This window comes from Patiriisocius sp. Uisw_017, assembly GCF_047731265.1.
GTDB lineage: Bacteria > Bacteroidota > Bacteroidia > Flavobacteriales > Flavobacteriaceae > Patiriisocius.
The window spans coordinates 2,583,457-2,604,181 of the sequence record NZ_CP159835.1 but is presented as its reverse complement, the minus strand read 5'-3'; the positions used below and the strand labels follow the sequence as shown (position 1 = coordinate 2,604,181).

The window sequence follows — 20,725 nt, the reverse complement described above, 5'->3', positions numbered from 1 at the left end:
ACTACTCAATTGTAATGGAAGTTGTATTCTTTACTTCATTAATAGAAAATGAACTTTGCGTGCTTCCTATATGTTTTAATGAAGTGAGTTTATTAATCATAAATATTCTAAAATCATCCATATCCTTAACAACAACTTTTAATAAATAATCATAATCACCACTAACATGAAAGCATTCTAACACCTCATTAAGTACAGAAACTTCTGTTTCAAACTCGATGATGTTTGCCTCGGTATGTTGATTTAGTTTGACGTGACAAAAAACAAGAAATCCAAAATCTAATTGCTTCTTATCCAGCAAAGCAACATAAGATTTAACTATACCATTGCGCTCTAACTTCTTAATCCTTTCATATACGGCAGTAACCGAAAGATTTAACTTTGAACTAAGCTCTTTATTAGTCTGTTTTGCATCCTGCTGAAGAAAATGAAGTAATTTTTTATCGATCGCATCTAGTTTCATTCTGAAAATTTTTCTGAAAGGTACTATTTTTTGAAATAGATAGGATTATTAAATGGTATTTTAATGAATTAATAGATTATTAGACTGAATACCAAACTTTATATTGATAAAAAAATTACATTATTGTATTTTTGGCTAAATAAAAAATAATAAAATTCACTTATGAAAGATCCAAAATTTAAACCAGCAAATAACATTCAAGATTTACAGTATTTTGGTGAATTTGGAGGAGTAAACCCATCTATTTCAGACTCTTCTACTTATACGTTTCTTTCGGCAAAAACAATGTTTGACACGTTTGAGGGCAATGCAGATGGCTGTTATTTATATTCTCGTCATTCCACTCCTTCTAACTTATATTTAGGGGAAGCATTGGCAGCAATGGAAGGAACCGAAACCGCTAATGTTGCGGCAAGTGGTATGGGAGCTATCACACCAACGATCCTGCAATTTTGTGAATCTGGTGACCACGTGGTTTCTAGTAGAACTATTTACGGCGGAACGTATGCCTTTCTTAAAAATTTTACGCCACGTTTACAAATTGAAACTACTTTTGTGGACATCACAAAATTAGACGCTGTTGAAGCTGCCATAAAACCGGAAACAAAAATTATTTTTTGTGAATGCGTAAGCAATCCCCTCTTAGAAATTGCAGATATTGAGGGATTGGCGAAAATTGCTAAAAAACACGGTTTGCAATTATTGGTAGACAATACATTTTCTCCTCTAACCATTTCTCCAATTAAATTGGGCGCCGATGTGGTGATGCACAGTTTAACTAAATTTATAAACGGAGCGAGTGACACCATGGGCGGTGTGGTATGCGGAACCCAAGAACTTATAGATAATTTAAGAAATGTCAATGATGGCGCTTGCATGTTATTAGGAGCCTCTATGGATAGTTTGAGAGCTGCAAGTATTCTAAAAAACTTACGAACGCTCCATATTAGAATACAACAACACAGTCTCAATGCACTATTTCTTGCCCAAAAATTTGAGGCCGATGGACTTAGAACTGTTTATCCTGGATTAGAAAGTCATTCTGGTCACGAATTGATGAAAAAGCAAATGAATACACAATATGGTTTTGGCGGAATGCTTACTTTAGATGTAGGTTCTTTAGATAAGGCCAATGAACTAATGGAATTAATGCAGGAACGCAACTTAGGCTATCTTGCAGTAAGTTTAGGTTTTTATAAGACCCTATTTAGCGCTCCAGGAACTTCAACTTCTTCTGAAATTCCAGAAGACGAGCAAGCAGAAATGGGTTTGACAGACGGATTGATTCGTTTTTCAATAGGATTGGATGCAGATATTGAAAGAACGTATGGAATGATGAAAGACTGTATGAAGCAGGTTGGTATTTTGTAAATTAATTACGAATTTTAAGTAAACGAGGTCGCTTTATTAGTATTGCGGCCTTTTTCCATTTGCAGAAACCTCAACAAAATCGTAACATTACATTTCATAAAATCAACAAAAAATGAATAACCAAGCACAAGACCCTAATAATGAGAATATTGTTGAAAACATAGAATTAAGTATATGGGAAGCTCTTATTCCCGTTCTTATTTTAGTTGGCTTATTAGCGTTTAATGTATACGCTTTTGGTGATGATGCCTTATCAGGCTCTAACCAGTTTATTTTATTGATTGGTGCAGCCGTTGCAGCTATTGTAGGCGCTTTTAATAAAGTAGCCTATAAGACAATGTTGGAGGAAGTAGCTCAAAATGTAAAGAGTACCACAGGAGCATTGCTCATTTTATTAATGGTAGGTGCCCTCGCAGGAACGTGGCTATTGAGCGGTATTATACCTACAATGATTTACTACGGACTTCAAATTTTAAATCCTACTATTTTTCTAGCTGCTTGTGTGGTTATTTGTGCAGTTATATCCATTGCTACTGGTAGTAGCTGGACGACATCAGCAACCGTGGGTATTGCACTTATAGGTATTGCTGGGGTGTTAGATGTTTCTTTAGGAATGACTGCTGGTGCAGTACTGTCTGGCGCTTATTTTGGCGACAAACTTTCGCCTATGAGCGACACAACCAACCTTGCTCCTGCTATGGCTGGGACTGATTTGTTTACGCACATAAAGTATATGACTATTACAACAATCCCTACTATTACAGTAACATTAATCACGTTTATTATTATTGGTTTTACACTAGACCCTAAAGGCGCGGCTGATACAAACATAATATTAAATTCCATCGATCAAACGTTTACCATTACCCCTTGGCTATTTACAGTACCAATTATTGTCATTGCACTCATTATCAAAAAAACACCACCACTTATAGCCTTGTTAGCAGGCACTTTGTTAGCAGCTGTAGCGGCAATTATTTTTCAACCAGATTTAGTACTACTCGTTAGTGGTGGAGAAACTTTAAATTTTATAAATGGTTATAAAGGTATTTTAAACGCTATGACAGTGCAAACAAATATACCAACCGACAATGCGCTACTTAGTGAACTATTTTCGGCTAAAGGAATGTCAGGAATGCTAGGAACTATCTGGCTTATTATTTGTGCGATGGTTTTTGGTGGTATTATGGACGCCATTGGGGCATTAGCGCGTATTAGTAGAGCATTATTAAGTTTATTTCATACTACTTTTGGCTTGTTTGCAAGTACGGTGGCTAGTTGCTTGGCCCTAAATTTAACTGCTAGCGACCAATACTTGGCGATCGTTGTCCCAGGAAAAATGTACAGCAAAGCTTTTGCTGATAAAGGATTAGCCCCTGAAAATTTATCAAGAACATTAGAAGATGCTGGCACTGTAACTTCTGCACTAATTCCCTGGAACACCTGTGGCGCTTATCAAAGTGGTGTGCTAGGGGTGCCTGTAATTGATTACTTACCTTTTGCTATTTTTAATTGGTTAAGTCCTTTTACAACCTTACTTTTTGCTGCACTTAATATTAAAATCAAGATGCTCAGAAAAAAGGGAGAATTTGCTGAATCAAGTATGGCTGAATAAATTTGAATTTCAGAAATACATTTATGAAATCTTTACCACATCAAATAGGAACGAATACTTAATTTTGAATTTATAACAAAAGACATTGAATTATGGCAAAAATAACACTGGGAGGAACTCCAATTGAAACATCTGGAAGTCTTCCAAATCTTGAAACTATCTTATCCAATTTTGAACTTGCAGCAAACGATCTTTCAACAAAAACACTGAAAGATTACAAAGGATTCAGAAAAATACTAAACATTTTCCCAAGTGTTGACACAGGAGTTTGTGCAGCATCATCAAGAAAATTTAATGAAGAAGCTTCTTCACTAGAAAACACAAAAGTACTTTGCATCTCAAGGGATTTACCTTTTGCGCAATCACGTTTTTGTGGAGCAGAAGGCCTGAACAATGTAGAAATGTTGAGCGACTTTAAAACAGGTTATTTCGGTCAAAAAAACGGGCTTGACATTAAGGAGGGGGCTTTTGATGGATTGCACTCTAGAGTAGTAATGGTACTTGATGAAAACAATAAAGTAATCTATACAGAACAAGTTCCAGAAATTGGTCAAGAACCCAACTATAAAGCTGCGCTAAATGCACTAAAATAAAATACTCGGGGCAAGCCCCTAATATTTTAAAATCACAAAAAATAAGCATCCTAAAGTTTTGATTAAAAGTCAGGAACCAGGGCATTTTGCACAAACAAAGTAATAATGTGGAGTACATTTTTAGGAAAACGACTTAAAGGAGGCAAATATGCAATTGTTGGTGCTTGGAAACTCATAAAAAATGAGCCTAGCATACAAGTACAAACCTTCATTGCTATCGGAATAACAGTAGCAGGATTTATTTTTGATATTTCGGCTACGGAATGGATGTTACAGATTTTTGCAATTGGCTTAGTAATGGCTACGGAAGGACTAAATACCGCTGCTGAAGAAATAGCCAACTTTGTACATCCAGATTTTAATACTAAAATAGGCTATATAAAAGATATTGCGGCAGGCGCTGTTTTCTTTGCGGCAATTGCTGCTGTTATTATAGCTTGCATTATTTATATTCCTAAATTTTAAATACAAAAAAGCCAAACTACGCTGCGGTAGTTTGGCTTTTTTTTTAAATTGGCATTCTTCAAATAACACCCTTATTGCTTGATATAATTATCGATTTTAATACCCCAGAAAAATTAAATTCAACACTCAGGTTAGGTTTATTTAATATTACTATTTGGTCTATGGTTGATGAGCTCCCTGAACTTACTGTAATATTATTGCTGATCATCCTGCATATTGCAGTTTTTAAGGTAATGACTTCGCAATTTGCACCTGTGTAAATTGTTTGTGTAAACATTCCTGCGTCAGTAAGTCGTATCGTAGATAAAAGGTCTCACGACGTTAATACCATAGGATTTCCATCTTATATTGAAGGTTTTACCTGCCATAGGCCAATAACCAACTCTTCATTGGCTGCTAGTGTTGCGTTCTCGTCGTCACTACTACAAGAGCCCATTCCACATATTAATACCAAAGCGATTGATGATTTTTTTAACGTGTTCATCATAAAATAATTTTAATCCGCGATTTTTTTCCAATACATCGGAAGACTCAAAAATGTCATCAAAAAAATTTAATTTTTTTTTATTCGGGTCAAAAATGCTAACAATTTGTACTTTTGTTTTTAGACACCTATAGCCTTAATGACTGCAAAAAAGAAAGCATCTGCTTCAAAAAATCAAAAGACAAAAAAGTCTTTATCATTTTCCCTTTCCAAACAACAACAAATATTACTGGGAAGTTTCTTACTGCTATTGGGTATAGCACTGCTTTTTTCATTTATTTCCTATTTTTTTAATTGGCAAGCTGATCAAAGCACTTTAGGAGATTTAACCAGTCGCGACGAAGAAACACAAAATTGGCTTAGTAAATTTGGAAGTAACATTGGTCACTTTTTTATCTACGATGGTTTTGGTATTTCCTCTTTTATTTTTGCGATTTTAGTGGGTCTAACAGGTGTTTATTTGTTTTTTGATTATGTAAAATCACAACTTAAAAAGTTTTGGTTTTGGGGAATTTTAGTAATGATATGGCTGTCTATCTTCTTCGGTTTCTTTGCCGGGAAAAACTCGATATTTAGTGGGGTCATTGGATTTGAAATGAATGATTTTCTTCAAGATTACTTGGGATTCATTGGGGCTGTTTTAGTGATGACGTTTTTAGCTATTGTATATGCTGTACTGCGATTAAAAATGACCCCTGAAAAAGTTTTAGCAAGTCTCCAAAGAACAAAAAAAGAGATTAACGAGGATTTTGCCACAGCTAAAGTTTCTTCAGAAACACCTTCCGCAGAAAACAATATCGAAGTTATAAATACAATAGAAACAGTGTTAAAACCTTCTGTTTCTGACAAGAAAAGCACACCCCTTTCTGATAATGAAACGTTTAAAACCGAAACGCCAAAAGAGAAGAAAATAATTCTAAAATCTTCTGATGACGATATCGCAATGGAAGTGGAAACCATTTCTGAAGAAGAGGAGGTAACAGAAAATTTGAGTAACAAACTCGTTAAGGAATTTGGAGAATTTGATCCAACACTAGAATTAAGCAACTACCGTTTCCCGACCATAGACCTGCTTAAAGACTATACTGCTGGCCAAGGAATTACTATAAATCAAGAGGAGCTAGAAGAAAATAAAAACCGTATTGTAGAAACGCTCAGCAATTATAAAATAGGAATTGATAGTATTAAAGCAACGGTTGGCCCTACGGTTACACTTTACGAAATTATACCGGAAGCTGGAGTACGTATTTCAAAAATTAAAAACTTGGAAGACGACATTGCGCTATCACTTTCGGCATTGGGTATTCGTATCATTGCCCCTATCCCTGGACGTGGAACCATTGGTATTGAAGTGCCTAATAAAAACCCAAAAACAGTTTCTATGCGAAGCACGATTGCATCGCCCAAGTTTCAGCAAGCAGAAATGGAACTGCCCTTAGCCCTTGGTAAAACGATTAGTAATGAAACCTTTGTGGTAGATCTTGCAAAAATGCCACACTTGTTAATGGCCGGTGCAACAGGCCAAGGAAAATCTGTGGGTCTTAATGCCATACTTACTTCCCTATTGTATAAAAAACATCCAGCCGAAGTAAAGTTTGTGCTTGTAGATCCTAAAAAAGTAGAACTTACATTATTCAATAAAATTGAACGCCATTTCCTCGCAAAATTACCGGGCGACGAAGATGCTATTATTACAGACACCAATAAAGTAATTAATACGTTGAATTCTTTATGTATTGAAATGGATCAGCGCTATGACTTACTCAAAGACGCCTACGTCCGTAACATTAAAGAATACAACACAAAGTTTAAAGCAAGAAAATTAAATCCAGAAGAAGGACATAAGTTTTTACCCTATATCGTATTAGTAATTGATGAATTTGCAGATTTGATCATGACTGCTGGCAAAGAAGTAGAAACTCCTATTGCAAGGCTTGCCCAATTGGCACGTGCCATTGGGATTCATTTAATTGTCGCAACACAACGCCCTAGTGTTAATGTTATCACAGGTATTATCAAAGCCAACTTCCCTGCAAGAATAGCTTTTAGAGTAACCAGTAAAATAGATTCTCGAACCATTTTGGACAGTGGTGGAGCAGATCAATTAATTGGTCGTGGAGATATGCTTTATACCCAAGGAAATGATCTTGTAAGAATACAATGTGCCTTTGTCGACACTCCAGAAGTAGCAGATATTACAGACTTTATTGGGAGCCAAAAAGCATACCCAGACGCACATATCTTACCAGAGTATGTGGGGGAAGAAGGTGGCACAAATCTTGATAATAACGTGAACGAAAGGGACGCGCTCTTTAGAGATGCTGCTGAAGTTTTAGTGATTGCACAACAGGGATCTGCCTCTTTACTGCAACGTAAATTAAAACTAGGATACAATAGAGCAGGAAGAATTATTGATCAATTAGAAGCCGCTGGAGTCGTTGGGCAGTTTGAAGGAAGTAAAGCTAGGCAAGTATTAGTGCCTACATTAGAGGCGCTCAATCAATTACTAAATGATGAAAATTAGTATTTTTAAAATGAAAAACATACAGAAAACACTAGGTATTGCATTGGTTATTTTTGGATGCACTACAGGTATTGCCCAAGAGGCAAGAAAATTGCTCAACGAAGTTTCTTCAAAAGTTCGCAACTACGATAATATTTCTATAGATTTTAAATACAATCTTAATAACGCAAAAGAAGGTGTAAATCAGGATACACGAGGAGATGTAACCCTAAAAGGAGATAAATACCTCTTGAATATGTTAGGCATTACTAGAATTTTTGATGGTGAAAAAATCTTTACTATTGTTCCCGAAGATGAAGAGGTTACCATCTCAACCTTTAATGCCCAAGATGACAAAGATGTAACACCCTCAAAAATGTTGACTTTTTATGAAAAAGGATACAATGCTGCGATGGATATTGTTCAGAATGTTAATGGTAGAAAGGTTCAGTTTGTTAAATTATCGCCTATAGATAATAATGCTGAAATTAAAAATATCCTACTAGGGATAGACAAGCAGACAAAACATATCTACAAATTAATCCAGACAGATAGTAAAGGAACAAAATATACATTGACTGTGCAACGTTTTAAAACCAACCAGACGTTGTCTAAAAATATGTTTACCTTCGATGAAGCAAAATACACTGAAGATGGCTATTACATCAACAAACTCGACTAATTAAAGCGAGGTTTGAAAATCCTAGATAAATATATACTCATTACTTATATGAAGACGTTTTTTAGCGTCTTCATTATTTTGATGTTCATTTTTGTACTGCAAACAATCTGGTTGTACATTAGCGAATTAGCAGGAAAAGATTTGGATTTTTGGATTGTAATGAAATTTCTTTGGTTTGTCTCTCCGCGACTTATCCCGCTAGTACTTCCGCTTACTATTTTAGTAACCTCCTTAATGGTTTTTGGAAGCTTTTCTGAAAATTATGAATTTGCGGCAATGAAATCTACCGGTATTTCATTGCAAAGAGCGATGAGAAGTTTGATGTTTTTTATTTTAGGCTTATCTGCTGTAGCTTTTTTATTCGTCAATAATGTAATCCCCTATTCAGAGTATAAGTGGCAAAATTTGCGTCGTAATATTGCGCAATTAAGCCCGTCTATGGTAATTGCTGAAGGACAGTTTAGCGAAATTGGCGAAGGTGGAGAAAGTATCAATATTAAAGTTACCGAAAAATATGGTGATCGTGAAGAATTTTTACGGGACGTTATCATCCACGAAAAAAACCCAGTAAAACCAGGAGGAAATTATATTGTTACCATTGCCGAAAGTGGAGAGCTGGCCAGCGAGGAAGGAAGCAACACACTTTCTCTTATTCTCTGCAACGGCTATAGGTATGAAGAAATTCAAGAAAAAGATATTAAGAAACAAAGACGAATGCCTTTTGTAAAAACTTATTTTAATGAATACACTATCAACATAGACCTTACGGCTTTAAACAACACAGACATAGACAAAGAAAACGATTTGAGCAATCAGAACATGTTTAAAATGAATGAGCTATTTGTTGAAATAGACTCCCTCTCTCAGAGTTATTCAAAAGACATACAATCATTTAATAACATTACCTATTACCGCAGTGGTATTTCAAAAATTATAGACAACAAAGTCATTGGCAAGCCCCTGCCCGATACAATAACAAATTTTCTAGATGTATTTAAACCTAAATCACAATTTGATATTGTAAAAAGAGCACTAAACGACGCAAAAGGAACTGTACAAAGCATCGATGCTAAAAAAACCGAATTCAAGATAAAAACAAAACGACTCAATAAATTTGAGATGTCATTGCACGATAAATACGTTTTACCTATTGCTTGTGTCATCCTCTTTTTTATTGGGGCACCTCTTGGAGCTATAATTCGTAAAGGAGGCATGGGATTGCCTATGGTCGTTGCTATACTTTTGTTTTTAACGTATCATTTTATAGGAATTTTCGCGAAGAATAGCGCAGAAGACGGCACACTACACCCATTTACAGCTTCCTTAATGAGCACGCTTATAATGCTGCCCTTGAGTGTATGGCTTACCTACCGTGCAACTACCGATCAAGGTATATTTGATATGGATACATTTTTCCAACGCATTGCACGTTTATTTGGAAAGAAAACTACAGATGCTGCTATTGTGGATGGTGAAAATGCATTGTTATTAACGCAACAGGAAAAAGCACTTGTTCTTTCTCGAAATGATGAACAATTAAAAAATATTGTAAAAACAGGCGAAGGCACAAATAACTCTAAAGAGGTCGTTCAAGCAGCACGACAGGAATTAGAGAAAAAGGGATATGATTTAGAAAATCTTTAGCCTAAGAGTACGCGTTTTAAACACAAACTACTCGGATATTTTTACAGAGATCCCAGCGCAAAAACTAAGAAGCCTTTCCATCGATAACTCTTTTATTCCAGTTTCTAATAAGGCGACGTTGAAGTTTACAAGCAGCCGCAATCTATAATTTCCAAGTGTCATATAGCAAAGTGTTTGTGCCATATAAAAATATATCATTGAGCGCATACACACTTTTAACTTCAATCACCAATTTATCTTCTAACAACAAGTCTATTCTATGGCCGCAGTTTAATTTAACTTCTTCATAAATAAGTCACATCAGTTTTTTGTTAACCACGGGTAATCGCGAAGTATGAATTTTATAATATAGCCATTGTTGATATGCACTTTTCAAAAGGCCCTGTCCTCGTTTTCTATGCAATACAAGTGCTATTACTTTTGTAGTAATTTAATTTTCAGTCATTAGTGAATGTAGCCAAACAAATATTAAATATTCTCGGCGCACTTTGTAATTGTAAAACAAACAAATATTCACAAAACTAAATGTAGGTTTTATTGCCTGTTAGCTTCAAAAAAATAGCGCAAAAATTAAAAATTATCCCATAAAATTTCAAAACTTTTATCCGCTTTTAATATTCCGTATTAATTTCATATTTAAGTTTTTTTTCAGTTTAGATTTCGATTTCGATATCATCTTCCTTTAAGTATCTTTGCGTTTCTAAAACGAAGCTATGACCACCACACATAACGGTATTCAAATAAAATTAAATACTATTGAAGAAGCCATTGAAGACATCAAAAACGGCAAAGTAATCATTGTCGTTGATGATGAAGACCGTGAAAATGAAGGCGATTTCCTGGCTGCCGCTGAAACCATTACCCCAGAGATCATTAATTTTATGGCAACCCACGGGAGAGGACTTATCTGCGCTCCAATAACCGAAACCCGCTGTAAGGAGTTACAACTAGAAATGATGGTGGGTAACAACACAGATCCTATGGAAACCGCATTTACCATTTCGGTAGATTTAAAAGGAAATGGTGTTACTACTGGCATTTCGGCCAGCGATCGTGCTAAGACCGTAGCTGCGTTGATCGATACAAACACCAAACCCTATGATATGAGCCGTCCTGGTCATATTTTTCCGCTAAAAGCAAAAGATGGTGGTGTACTTCGCAGAACAGGGCACACAGAAGCTGCTATTGACTTTGCGCGACTTGCCGGATTAAAACCAGCAGGCGTTATTGTAGAAATTATGAACGAAGATGGTACCATGGCAAGGTTGCCACATCTCTATGAAGTAGCACAAAAATTTGATTTAAAGCTCGTTTCTATTGAAGCATTAGTTGCCTACAGAATGGAACACGATTCTTTAATCGAAAAGAAAGAAGACTTTAGTATCAATACAAAATATGGTGAATTTAGACTCAAAGCCTATAAACAAACCACAAACGACCAAATTCATATTGCTTTAACAAAAGGAAGTTGGAGCGAAAATGAATCGGTTATGGTGCGTGTAAATTCTACCTTGGTAAACAATGACATTTTAGGAACCCTCACCAACAATGCCGATAAAAAATTGGACGATATGTTCAAAGTAATTACCGATGAAGGCAAAGGGGCATTGGTATTCATAAACCAACAAAGCCAATCGTTTAATTTACTAGCAAGATTAAGACTGCTTAAAGAAAGTCAAAAAGAAAACGAAATTGCCAAAGCACCTTCTATTCCTATGGATACAAAAGATTTCGGGATTGGCGCTCAAATATTACACGACCTCAACATCCATAAAATAAGATTGGTCTCAAATTCTGAACACGCCAAACGTGTGGGAATGATTGGGTATGGATTGGAGATTATTGACTATGTGGGGTATTAAAACAAAGAAAAATATCCTAAATCCCCTATCCTTACTAGAGGCTTCCCTTTAAAAGCACCTCCAATAACTTGACGTGTATCTGCTAGCAAAAGTAATTGTGGGCATCTCCTGTTTTTTAAGCGCTGCTAAATGTGATATAGAACGACTCATATGAACGGGCACAATACATTTTATATTGGGTGTGATTGCTGATTCAACTTCTGCGGGATCCAATCCTAAGGTGTCCTCTATATTTACTAAAACAGGGATTGCACCCAACATTAATCTAGATTCAAAACTAGCCAAAAAAGTAAATGTGGGCATCATCACCTCATCCCCTGCTCCTATTCCTGCCTCAGCGAGTGCTGCTTTAAGGGCAGCTGTGCCGCTAGAAACAAGTTGACAGTGCTTGGTTTGCAATCTGCTTGCAAAAGCGGCTTCAAATTCTTTCGCTTCCCAATGACCATTGTGCATCCAATCATAACCATAGCGCCTTAAAACACTGTTTTCTAAAACATCATTTTACTTGCTTAGGTTCTGCTTTACCAAATACTTCAAATCCTAACATCCCTTATATAAAAAATAACTTTATTTTTCAATTACCACTTTCTCCACTCCCCTACGTACCTTTTTCATAGTCGAAAACATGTCATCTTCTGCACGATATCCAACTGCTAATACTAAAACCGACTTTAAATCTAGTTCTTTTAATCCCAGAAACTCATTATACGATTCGGCTTCAAAACCTTCGATGGGACAGGCGTCTATTTTTTCAAGTGCGCACACCGTTAATAAATTACCCATTGCGATATAGGCTTGTTTCGCCGTCCAAGTTTCAATTTCTAATGAATCTTTTTGAGCAAATTCAGAAGTCAAAAAAGTTTCAAATGAATGTAAAATTTCTCTTGGCGTATTTCGAATATTCTCTACGCTATCAAAATATTCTTTGATATATGCTGAAGTAACTTTAGTTTCTGTACAAAGCACAAGCACATGCGAGCAATCTACAACCTGCGCTTGATTCATTGTGATAGGAACTAGTTTTTGCTTGGTATCACTATCTGAAATAACAACCATTTTCAACGGTTGAAGACCATATGAAGTAGCCGTAAGATTAAAGGCTTTTTTAAGTATTTCTAGTTTTTCTGCCGAAAGCCTTTTAGCAGCATTAAACTTTTTAGTGGCATAGCGCCACTCTAAACTTTGTATAACTTTTGAACTCATTTAAAGTATATTTTAATTTGCAAAATTAGCGATTCCTTATGAAATCAAAGAACAAACAAGCAAAGATAAATTGGCGCTATTTCCATCCTATGTAAAAACTAGAAATCTTAAAAAACCGAGGCGAAACGAGAATCATTAATGCGGTATTCCCTAATACTAACAATCATTACGACACCCTTTTTAAAGGCACCGCGTTGCACCTAATGAAGGAGGCTAGTTTTATTTGTTCCTCACTTTAGCCATCAAAAAATAGTAATTGTATCTACAGACAAAATAGTCTTTACCTGTCCTATCTGCACTTAAGATTCTAGTATTGTTGGCACCTGTTAAAAAAGTAGGCAGAACCAGTTGTATTGTAACAGCAGCAAAGCGGCACCTGGTTATTTTACATTTGTAGCGGTGAGAGCTGATAAAAAACGAATCCCTATAATTGAATAATGTTTATTAAACAAATACCTATAACCTGCATTCAAAGAGATAGAAAACATAACTTTAACTTGAATCAAATCCTCTTCTAAATAGGTTTTTTCAATATCAATATCTCAATTTTTACATTATCCGAACGACTCTACACGTGCTTAGAATTTTCAAGAAGTACTGTTGTCTTAGTCGATGGAAATATTTTATGAGCGCGTTTGATCATTTTTACTCCAGGAAACATAATATCGTCTTTTGCGGCTATTAATGTGTTAGGTGTTTTTATGAGTTGCGCCTTATTTTTATTGATTACAGGAACTGGAGTGAAATCCATATTAAAACATCGAAAAACTCTTGAAAGATATTCAACTGCAAATTCATCACGTTCTGTAAAAAGTGTACTTAAAAATGTTTCTACATACTTCCTCTTATGAGTTTTTATAAACCTTTTCGTTGGTATAAATACTTTAAACAAAAGCTTTAGCGGATTCCCATTTACAATGTGGGCTGGGGCGGAAAGAAATACTTCTTTAATTCTTTCCTCTCTGTATTCTAATGTTTTTAATATAATTAAGCCCCCAAATGAAAAACTTGCCATAGTTACATTTTTAAGCTAAAGCGTATCGATGATTTCATGCATCCACTTTCCATAGGATTCATCTTTCATACTTGGTCTTATTTCTTTGCTTTTGTTAGGTTGAGCAATTACATCAACGGCAAAAACTTAATATTCTTTATGTACATTTTTATAGGTTTCTAAAGCAATGGGAGCACAACCATTTGATCCGTGTGCTATAATGATTAGCGGGTTAGAAGAATTACCCGTTATAATAATGTTAATATATCCGTAACTTGTTTTAGCTACTTTAGTAAGGTATTTAATTGCGCTAATTTTTTTTCGTAAAGTTCAAAAATTTCTTTTTTTCCTGTTTCTGATTTAATAAACGTTTTTATTTTGTCGGATTTACCTAAAAATTAAATTAATCTATGTATTAATCGCTTAAGATTCGCGTTTTAAATATTTACAATTACACTCCCTGTTTTTTCTCCACTACTTACATATTCGTAGGCTTTAGCCAAATCTTCTATGGTATATTCTCGATCTATTACGGGCTTGTATTTTCCATTCTCCAAAAGATTACTAATATAAGGAATCGTTTTCTGCTTGCTATGTGGTACGGGAAAGATCACTTTTTTACCTAAACCTGATGTGAATATGGAATAAAAAATATTTTGGGAATAAGGGCCCAGTTCTGAAGATATGTAAATTCCTTTTTCTTTCAATAATGGCTTGCATTTTCCAAATGTACTTTTGCCTACGGCGTCAAATATAAAGTCATATGTATCAGTATCATCTGTGAAGTCTTCTTTGGTATAATCATAAATTTTATCAGCTCCTAAAGATTGTATTAGCTTGATGTTTTTAGTATTGCAGGTTGCTGTTATTTTGACACCATATTGTCGTACAAATTGTAATAGCGCAGAGCCAATGCCACCAGTTGCTCCATTAATTAGAATTTTTTGATTGGGTTGGATATTTACTTTATGAATGAAAGTATACGCATAATGAGCACCTTCTAAGCTTGCAGCTGCACTTTTATAATTTATTTTATCTGGAATAAGAAATACATTTTCTTCTGTGGTGGTGGTGTATTCCGCTTGTGATTCGGCTCCCGTGTCATTAAAACCAAAAACTCTATCCCCCATACTAAATGACTTAACATTATTTCCTGTTGCTATTACTTCACCTGCAAAATCTATCCCTACTATTATTTTTCTTGGTTTAAAAAACCCTAAAACAAACCTCATAATAAAAGGTTTGGCGGTAAGGTTTGCGCAATCTGTTCTGTTGACCGTAGTTGCGTGAACTTTAATTAACACCTCATTCTCCTTTGGTATCGGTTTTTGAATATTTTCAATCTTTATCTGATTTGGTGAACCATATCTTCTTCGTGTCGAGGCTTTCATTTTTATATTGGTATTTATACTATAGTTAGTAACCGCTAATAAGAAAATATTACAACAATCAAGTTTCTTTTTTAGCAGACTAGATTAGAAGGTATTCCTCTTTAAATGTTTTAGCATACTAAAAGAGATCGCTATTTTTCTAATGTTGCGATATATTGGTTTGGACTAATTATTTTTTCGGTTAGTAATAAACAACGCCCACATCACATCATTAAACGAGATATCGTGCGTTGTTTTTCCTAAAGCAAAACCAAGGTTAAAATCTTTAGCTCTTAGCCCAGTATGACCTCCATTCTCAATTTTAATCAAAACATCACCCTTAATACCTTTATACTTGGCTATGTTTACCGAAGTTTAATCTTATTTTGTGTTTATCTCTTTGCTAACCTCTAAAGTACTCTTATTATACTTTTTCCAGTACTTAATTGTTTCTTCAGCCGAATTATAAGCATCTTTTTTACCAACATATTTAACAATCCCATCAGCATCACCAGGTACTAATAAAACTGAAATTTTCTGTTTATAAGTATGCCTTTTTTTGCACTTTATTAGGAATTGGAGCACCAACGGAAGCAATAGCCGCAAAACTTCTGGCATTTCTATTGTCAATCTATGGGTAAAAAACCTCCAATAGAAAGTCCCGTAGCAAAAATTGAATTGGCAGCTATCGTGTAATTTTTCACGATCTTTTCTATCAATTGGCGAATAAACTCAACATCTTTAGAACCTTTGTCATAATCCCTTCCAAAACCAACATTACAGTCTTTCTTTTTTCCTTGCAGACACACAATATAAAATTGTTTTCATCTGCCTTTATATTCATTTCTGTATAGCGCATATGCGCTAAAGACAACACCCCAGAACCATAAAAATTTAGGACTAAAGCTACAGGTGTTCTTTGTTTATTGTGTTAGGCATATACCCAGTAAATTGACACATTTCTCCATCCATCTTAATCCATTGGGTTTGCCCGAAACTAGATGTAATCAAGAAGATACCAATAATGCATTTAAATAATGTTTTCATTTTTTGGTGTAATTAGACGTCACCAATACGACACAAAAAAAACTTGAAAGCAGATACTATCTATGCTTTAATGATAATTTAGTCAGTTTGAATTTGACTTTTTCTAAAAGTAGAAGGGGTGCTACCCTCAAACTTTTTAAAGGCACTATTAAAAGAAGAAAGGCTGCTAAACCCTGTATCATAGGCTATTGAAGAAATTGTGAATTTTTCACCTTCGGTGTTGGAAAGTAGTTCTTTCGCATCTTGAATTCGATAATAATTAATAAAATCATTAAAGTTTCGTTTCGCGTATTGATTAATAACCGAAGATGCTTTTTGTGTACTCTGCCCCATCAATTTTGCTAGTTTTGAGAGTGAAAAATCAGGCTCGAGATATAATTTTTCGTTTATAATTAATGTAGCTATTTCACTAAATAACGCTGTATTATCATTCTCTTTAAAAGCTTCTCCGTCAATCTCTGTTGTTTTCAGTTGAAATGCTTTGTAGCTTAAAAAATAGATCGCTAAAGAATACATAATCGGACCGATAATATAAGGGACTTCGTTATCTAAAAGATTTAGAACATAGGAAATCCAAATAATCACAAAGCCTATAATTAGCAAGTGTAACCAATCAAATATTGCTTTTTGTGATTTTGTCTGTATCGCTTTTTGATAGTTCATTTTTTTATTTTGCATCGTTTTCCAGGATATAAAAATATAAAAAGCAAAATGTAGGTAGATAAAAATTAGCGCACTTGCAAATAGTGCGATAGCCATCCTATTATTGTCATCAAACCATTCCCTTGTGATAAATAGACTTGAAACAAAAATTAAAAAAAATGGAATTAATTCTGCTGTCTTTTTTTTTGGCAACTTAAAATCAGGACGGGTCATTCCTAATATATACCATCTTAGTAATGGCCCAATAAATAACATAGTAGCCAATCCTGCAAAAATAAATACAGGTTCTAAATCATCACCAAAATTCATCATTACAGATTTCCCTATTCTGAAAGCCATAAAGAATAAAATCAATCCTAATAAAAGATTGGTTGCTGTTTTTTTCTTTTTAAAGAAACATAAATACAAAGCAAATAATAATCCATGCAAAAGCCCTGCGCTACTAACAATTATAAGAAGTATATCTAAAAAACTCAATAAAGTATTTTTATCAAATTTAAGAATTTTACTAAAAAAAGTAGTGATAAATAATTTTTAATCAGCAAATTGAACTCTAACCAAGGGACTACTCACAAAACTTTTGAGGACTTTTACATTCATATGGAAACTAGACGCTATAGCATTTGTAAAATCTTTTAGCGCACTAATTTTTTTAGAATCATATAAAACACCGTTCAACAACACGGCATGTATCTTTTTAGTGTTGTTAATATTTTCTAGAGGGTTCGCATCAAGAATAATTAAATCTGCCATTTTCCCTACTTCTACAGAGCCATAACTGGCTTGTAAATTAGCAAATCTGGCAGGAACTATCGTTGCTGTTTTCAATGCCTCTAAATTTGATAATCCGCTCTCTGTTAAATCGTTTAATTCATCGTGTACACTAAAGCCTGCAAACGTATAACTATCTGTTGCATCTGTACCTGTCATAATTGGAACTCCAATATCATTTGCTTGTTTCACTTGTTTTTTTAAAGCCTGATAGAAACCATTGCTCACCCCTTTTCCTTCCGTTGATAGATTTCTTTTTTTATTGTTTTTAGCATCAATTCCCCACCACAATTTCTTTCTTATTTGTGTTACATATGTAAGGTTTGAGTTGTCTAAAAATTGTTCTTTATGAGCATTTGCCTCAAATTTTAATGTTTGTAAAGTTGGTGTCCAATAGGCATTTTTTTCTTTCATTAATTCCATCAATCGCATTGCGATACTTTCATCATAATTTGAAATAATAGATTTTTTTGATTTAGAATAGAACTCTTTCCAGTGCTCAGGGTTTTTTAAACTGTCTGCTTTGGGGAAAGATTCAAACATAAATATACGTCCGTGTTCAAAGCTTTTCTGTCCAAGATTGATGGCTTCTTCTAAACTTAAAAACATGGGTTTATGTCCCGCTAAATGTATTCCGTATAGAGGTGCTTCAAGAGCTAATTTTCTATATGAACTTGGTTTTATTTGCTGATACACCTTAATAAAATCAACATCTTCTTTTTTGTAAAAATTTAAAAATTCCACGACATCACTTGCGCTTTCTAATTTGAAAAATGATGGAGAGTCATTTGGCACAGAAGATTTTCCATCTATTTGATAACTGCTTTGCAAAATATATCTTGGTGAAATTCTTTTATTCTTTAGCAACTCTTTATTCCACTCCAAACGCTCATTGCTCCCCACCCAATAACTATCTTTTTTATCTAAAGTCCCAGACATATCTCTAATTCCAGTAACACCATTTGCTATGTATAATGGATGATGTAACCAAGGAGAATGGTGATTAGAATGTGTGTGCATATCCCATAAACCAGGAATAAGATACTTCCCTTCTCCATTAACCACAAAAGTAGATTTTGGTACTTTTATAATTCCTGTGGTGTCTATTGATGTGATGGTATTCCCTTCGATTAAAACGTCTCTTTTCTTTATGGTATTTCCAGTTTTAACGTCGATTATAGTGATCGATTTTATTAAGATAACCGGATGCTTTTTTGAAGCCTCTATTGTTGGAAAAGGCCATAAAACAGCAGTTATAGTTACCACCAAGAGCAGTCCTACAAAAAGGGAAAATCCTTTGAGAATTTTAGTGGATATTTTTTTCATCTTAAAAAGTTAGTCATTATTAGATTTACTTTTTGCGTAAGAAACCAACCCAATCAGACTAAAAAAGCGTCCAATATCTCCTTGCATTGCAGCTATTATACTGTGTGAGGCAATGAAATCTCTAGCCATTGGGGTGTTCTCTTGAGATGCCATGGTCTCAATTAATGCCTTCGCTTTCTTAAGACCTTGATTTTCATAAACCTCCAAAACTTTTACAGCATTTTCTTCTGCAGTAATTTGTCTATACTTTGGGGTATATCCTAATTGAGTAATCATAGTTTCTGCCAATAGCCAAGTAGACCAAGGGTTTTGTCCGGTTACCAAGTTTTTATCCTGGCTAATTTTCTCCAAATACATTGCGCCTTCATTAAATTGAGCTCCTTGAGCAGCCAATTTATCCTGTAAAAGAAAAGGAAATATTGTTTTTGCATCAGGGATTAAAAATAATTCTTCTTTGTTTGTAAAACCACTTACTTTTTTGTTTTCAATGAGGGGACGTCCGGTATCCAAGGTTACATTTACCAATGCTGCTGGTCCATGGCAAACTGCACCGATAACCTTACCAGATTGATAATAATCACGCACTAAAGATTGGATGGCTTTATTGTCTGGAAAATCGAACATGGCGCCTTTTCCTCCAACAAAAAACACCGCTTGATACTCTTCAGCAACCACATCTTTCATAGCAATCGTATGGCTTGTTTTATATTGTGCAATGGAATCGTTTAAAAACGCGTGATCGAACTTTCCCATGTCATCGTCGTCAATAACAACTGGAGGTTTACCCCCTAATGGGCTTGCAATAGCTACCTCAAAACCATTCGCCTTAAAAACATAATAGGCACGTGACAACTCTGTTAATTCATATCCGGTGCTTTTACCGCTGCTTCCCATAGTATTTGTGCTGGTAACAACGGCTAATATTTTTCCGCGTTTGGGGATAACATCCTCAAATAAATAGGGAATAGTATCAATGGAACTTGTTTCTAGTGTTTTATACCTTTCTTCCATTTCGCCTGTGGGAAGTAAACTCACAAACCATATTCCAAAAGAAATAACGACTATAATTAAACTTACTACCGAGATTAGTCCCCATTTAAGTTTAGGATATTTTTTAAGCATAACATTTTTAATTTATTATTATGCAGCGAAGTACCCTAAAGAAGCCCATAAAAACTGACGAAATGATCATTTCGTCAGAGTAAAAGATGATTTAACTATCAGGGAAAATGCTCAATATAATAAGAAAGAAAGCATAAAGCCAAGATTGACATACGTAACTGTGGGTAATTCAAGAATTATAATCATTCGCATTACAGACACTAAGCCTAGTAATTATGTGCCTATTTTCACTAAGGACCGCGATGCTATTGGTTTACAAAACATAAAGTAACAAATCGATTTAACATACCCTAAAACCTATGTTTTAGCTATTTGGAGATAAGAGCAATGCCTATTTAGTAAGCTTAAAACTAACCTCTAATGATTTGTAACTGCCTCATTATTGATGATAAAGACTTGGCGAGAGAACTTATTGAAACACAAATATCTCATAGATGATTTTAAGGTTGTGGCCTCTTGCGCATCTGCTATAGATGCGCAGTCAGTTTTACAAAACGAAACTATTGATTTGCTGTTTTTAGATAGCGTAAAACCTAAAATTGAGCTA

The 20,725-nt window shown here is 34.7% G+C and carries 20 protein-coding genes; 8 read left to right on the top strand and 12 right to left on the bottom strand.

Features of this window, described 5'->3' with window-relative positions; translation table 11 throughout:
* Nucleotide 1: 1 nt before the first annotated feature.
* Nucleotides 2-463 carry an Lrp/AsnC family transcriptional regulator gene (locus tag ABXT67_RS11870; protein ID WP_415374260.1) on the bottom strand — a complete coding sequence of 154 codons (462 nt, stop codon included), beginning with the start codon at nucleotides 461-463 and terminating at the stop codon, nucleotides 2-4.
* A gap of 162 nt (nucleotides 464-625) precedes the next feature.
* On the opposite strand from ABXT67_RS11870, the gene ABXT67_RS11865 reads away from it, so the two are divergent.
* The 4 genes from ABXT67_RS11865 to ABXT67_RS11850 all read left to right on the top strand — a co-directional run bounded on the left by ABXT67_RS11865 (nucleotide 626) and on the right by ABXT67_RS11850 (nucleotide 4,507).
* On the top strand, nucleotides 626-1,834 hold the full coding sequence (locus ABXT67_RS11865) for an aminotransferase class I/II-fold pyridoxal phosphate-dependent enzyme (protein ID WP_415374259.1): 1,209 nt from the start codon (nucleotides 626-628) through the stop codon (nucleotides 1,832-1,834).
* A 112-nt stretch (nucleotides 1,835-1,946) separates the two neighbouring features.
* On the top strand, nucleotides 1,947-3,449 hold the full coding sequence (gene nhaC / locus ABXT67_RS11860) for a Na+/H+ antiporter NhaC (RefSeq protein ID WP_415374258.1): 1,503 nt from the start codon (nucleotides 1,947-1,949) through the stop codon (nucleotides 3,447-3,449).
* Nucleotides 3,450-3,541: 92 nt separating this feature from the next.
* A complete protein-coding gene (tpx, locus tag ABXT67_RS11855) occupies nucleotides 3,542-4,042 on the top strand; it encodes a thiol peroxidase (protein WP_415374257.1) in 501 nt (166 codons plus the stop codon).
* A 105-nt stretch (nucleotides 4,043-4,147) separates the two neighbouring features.
* Nucleotides 4,148-4,507, top strand: a complete 360-nt coding sequence (locus ABXT67_RS11850) for a diacylglycerol kinase family protein (protein ID WP_415374256.1) — start codon at nucleotides 4,148-4,150, stop codon at nucleotides 4,505-4,507.
* A gap of 343 nt (nucleotides 4,508-4,850) precedes the next feature.
* Here the strand turns inward: ABXT67_RS11850 and ABXT67_RS11845 are convergent, their stop codons facing one another.
* The gene (locus tag ABXT67_RS11845) at nucleotides 4,851-4,994 is read right to left on the bottom strand and encodes a hypothetical protein (RefSeq protein WP_415374255.1); all 144 of its coding nucleotides are present in this window, start codon (nucleotides 4,992-4,994) and stop codon (nucleotides 4,851-4,853) included.
* A 136-nt stretch (nucleotides 4,995-5,130) separates the two neighbouring features.
* On the opposite strand from ABXT67_RS11845, the gene ABXT67_RS11840 reads away from it, so the two are divergent.
* From ABXT67_RS11840 to ABXT67_RS11830, 3 genes are read left to right on the top strand one after another with little or no spacing between them, the layout of a single operon-like run.
* On the top strand, nucleotides 5,131-7,515 hold the full coding sequence (locus ABXT67_RS11840) for a DNA translocase FtsK 4TM domain-containing protein (RefSeq protein WP_415374254.1): 2,385 nt from the start codon (nucleotides 5,131-5,133) through the stop codon (nucleotides 7,513-7,515).
* 10 nt (nucleotides 7,516-7,525) lie between these two features.
* On the top strand, nucleotides 7,526-8,176 hold the full coding sequence (locus tag ABXT67_RS11835) for a LolA family protein (protein ID WP_415374253.1): 651 nt from the start codon (nucleotides 7,526-7,528) through the stop codon (nucleotides 8,174-8,176).
* 48 nt (nucleotides 8,177-8,224) lie between these two features.
* A complete protein-coding gene (locus ABXT67_RS11830; RefSeq protein WP_415374252.1) occupies nucleotides 8,225-9,820 on the top strand; it encodes an LptF/LptG family permease in 1,596 nt (531 codons plus the stop codon).
* Between the two features lie 142 nt (nucleotides 9,821-9,962).
* On the opposite strand, the gene ABXT67_RS11825 is transcribed toward ABXT67_RS11830, so the two are convergent.
* Nucleotides 9,963-10,067 (bottom strand): hypothetical protein, encoded by a 105-nt coding sequence (locus tag ABXT67_RS11825; RefSeq protein WP_415374251.1) that lies wholly within the window; start codon nucleotides 10,065-10,067, stop codon nucleotides 9,963-9,965.
* 466 nt (nucleotides 10,068-10,533) lie between these two features.
* Here ABXT67_RS11825 and ribB point away from each other — a divergent pair, with 466 nt between their 5' ends.
* Nucleotides 10,534-11,682 carry a 3,4-dihydroxy-2-butanone-4-phosphate synthase gene (ribB, locus tag ABXT67_RS11820; protein WP_415374250.1) on the top strand — a complete coding sequence of 383 codons (1,149 nt, stop codon included), beginning with the start codon at nucleotides 10,534-10,536 and terminating at the stop codon, nucleotides 11,680-11,682.
* 48 nt (nucleotides 11,683-11,730) lie between these two features.
* Here the strand turns inward: ribB and ABXT67_RS11815 are convergent, their stop codons facing one another.
* From ABXT67_RS11815 to ABXT67_RS11775, 9 genes are all read right to left on the bottom strand, one after another.
* Nucleotides 11,731-12,135, bottom strand: a complete 405-nt coding sequence (locus tag ABXT67_RS11815; RefSeq protein WP_415374249.1) for a DegT/DnrJ/EryC1/StrS family aminotransferase — start codon at nucleotides 12,133-12,135, stop codon at nucleotides 11,731-11,733.
* 114 nt (nucleotides 12,136-12,249) lie between these two features.
* Nucleotides 12,250-12,885 (bottom strand): NAD(P)H-dependent oxidoreductase, encoded by a 636-nt coding sequence (locus ABXT67_RS11810; protein WP_415374248.1) that lies wholly within the window; start codon nucleotides 12,883-12,885, stop codon nucleotides 12,250-12,252.
* Between the two features lie 568 nt (nucleotides 12,886-13,453).
* Nucleotides 13,454-13,900, bottom strand: coding sequence for a hypothetical protein (locus ABXT67_RS11805; RefSeq protein WP_415374247.1), 447 nt, complete (start codon nucleotides 13,898-13,900; stop codon nucleotides 13,454-13,456).
* A 416-nt stretch (nucleotides 13,901-14,316) separates the two neighbouring features.
* The gene (locus ABXT67_RS11800; protein ID WP_415374246.1) at nucleotides 14,317-15,270 is read right to left on the bottom strand and encodes an NAD(P)-dependent alcohol dehydrogenase; all 954 of its coding nucleotides are present in this window, start codon (nucleotides 15,268-15,270) and stop codon (nucleotides 14,317-14,319) included.
* Nucleotides 15,271-15,435: 165 nt separating this feature from the next.
* A complete protein-coding gene (locus ABXT67_RS11795) occupies nucleotides 15,436-15,579 on the bottom strand; it encodes a hypothetical protein (RefSeq protein WP_415374245.1) in 144 nt (47 codons plus the stop codon).
* Between the two features lie 296 nt (nucleotides 15,580-15,875).
* A complete protein-coding gene (locus ABXT67_RS11790; protein ID WP_415374244.1) occupies nucleotides 15,876-16,058 on the bottom strand; it encodes a hypothetical protein in 183 nt (60 codons plus the stop codon).
* 316 nt (nucleotides 16,059-16,374) lie between these two features.
* Nucleotides 16,375-17,436, bottom strand: a complete 1,062-nt coding sequence (locus tag ABXT67_RS11785; RefSeq protein WP_415374243.1) for a helix-turn-helix domain-containing protein — start codon at nucleotides 17,434-17,436, stop codon at nucleotides 16,375-16,377.
* Between the two features lie 57 nt (nucleotides 17,437-17,493).
* Nucleotides 17,494-19,056: an amidohydrolase family protein gene (locus ABXT67_RS11780; protein WP_415374242.1), complete on the bottom strand. Its 1,563-nt coding sequence runs from the start codon at nucleotides 19,054-19,056 to the stop codon at nucleotides 17,494-17,496.
* A 9-nt stretch (nucleotides 19,057-19,065) separates the two neighbouring features.
* A complete protein-coding gene (locus ABXT67_RS11775; protein WP_415374241.1) occupies nucleotides 19,066-20,178 on the bottom strand; it encodes a type 1 glutamine amidotransferase domain-containing protein in 1,113 nt (370 codons plus the stop codon).
* Between the last annotated feature and the right edge of the window lie 547 nt (nucleotides 20,179-20,725).

Excerpts from the sequence above, each read along its gene's own strand:
- ABXT67_RS11870 (WP_415374260.1), bottom strand. The coding sequence starts at position 463 with ATGAAACTAGATGCGATCGATAAAAAATTACTTCATTTTCTTCAGCAG.
- ABXT67_RS11865 (WP_415374259.1), top strand. The coding sequence starts at position 626 with ATGAAAGATCCAAAATTTAAACCAGCAAATAACATTCAAGATTTACAG.
- nhaC (WP_415374258.1), top strand. The coding sequence starts at position 1,947 with ATGAATAACCAAGCACAAGACCCTAATAATGAGAATATTGTTGAAAAC.
- tpx (WP_415374257.1), top strand. The coding sequence starts at position 3,542 with ATGGCAAAAATAACACTGGGAGGAACTCCAATTGAAACATCTGGAAGT.
- ABXT67_RS11850 (WP_415374256.1), top strand. The coding sequence starts at position 4,148 with ATGTGGAGTACATTTTTAGGAAAACGACTTAAAGGAGGCAAATATGCA.
- ABXT67_RS11845 (WP_415374255.1), bottom strand. The coding sequence starts at position 4,994 with ATGATGAACACGTTAAAAAAATCATCAATCGCTTTGGTATTAATATGT.
- ABXT67_RS11840 (WP_415374254.1), top strand. The coding sequence starts at position 5,131 with ATGACTGCAAAAAAGAAAGCATCTGCTTCAAAAAATCAAAAGACAAAA.
- ABXT67_RS11835 (WP_415374253.1), top strand. The coding sequence starts at position 7,526 with ATGAAAAACATACAGAAAACACTAGGTATTGCATTGGTTATTTTTGGA.
- ABXT67_RS11830 (WP_415374252.1), top strand. The coding sequence starts at position 8,225 with ATGAAGACGTTTTTTAGCGTCTTCATTATTTTGATGTTCATTTTTGTA.
- ribB (WP_415374250.1), top strand. The coding sequence starts at position 10,534 with ATGACCACCACACATAACGGTATTCAAATAAAATTAAATACTATTGAA.
- ABXT67_RS11815 (WP_415374249.1), bottom strand. The coding sequence starts at position 12,135 with ATGCACAATGGTCATTGGGAAGCGAAAGAATTTGAAGCCGCTTTTGCA.
- ABXT67_RS11810 (WP_415374248.1), bottom strand. The coding sequence starts at position 12,885 with ATGAGTTCAAAAGTTATACAAAGTTTAGAGTGGCGCTATGCCACTAAA.
- ABXT67_RS11805 (WP_415374247.1), bottom strand. The coding sequence starts at position 13,900 with ATGGCAAGTTTTTCATTTGGGGGCTTAATTATATTAAAAACATTAGAA.
- ABXT67_RS11800 (WP_415374246.1), bottom strand. The coding sequence starts at position 15,270 with ATGAAAGCCTCGACACGAAGAAGATATGGTTCACCAAATCAGATAAAG.
- ABXT67_RS11780 (WP_415374242.1), bottom strand. The coding sequence starts at position 19,056 with ATGAAAAAAATATCCACTAAAATTCTCAAAGGATTTTCCCTTTTTGTA.
- ABXT67_RS11775 (WP_415374241.1), bottom strand. The coding sequence starts at position 20,178 with ATGCTTAAAAAATATCCTAAACTTAAATGGGGACTAATCTCGGTAGTA.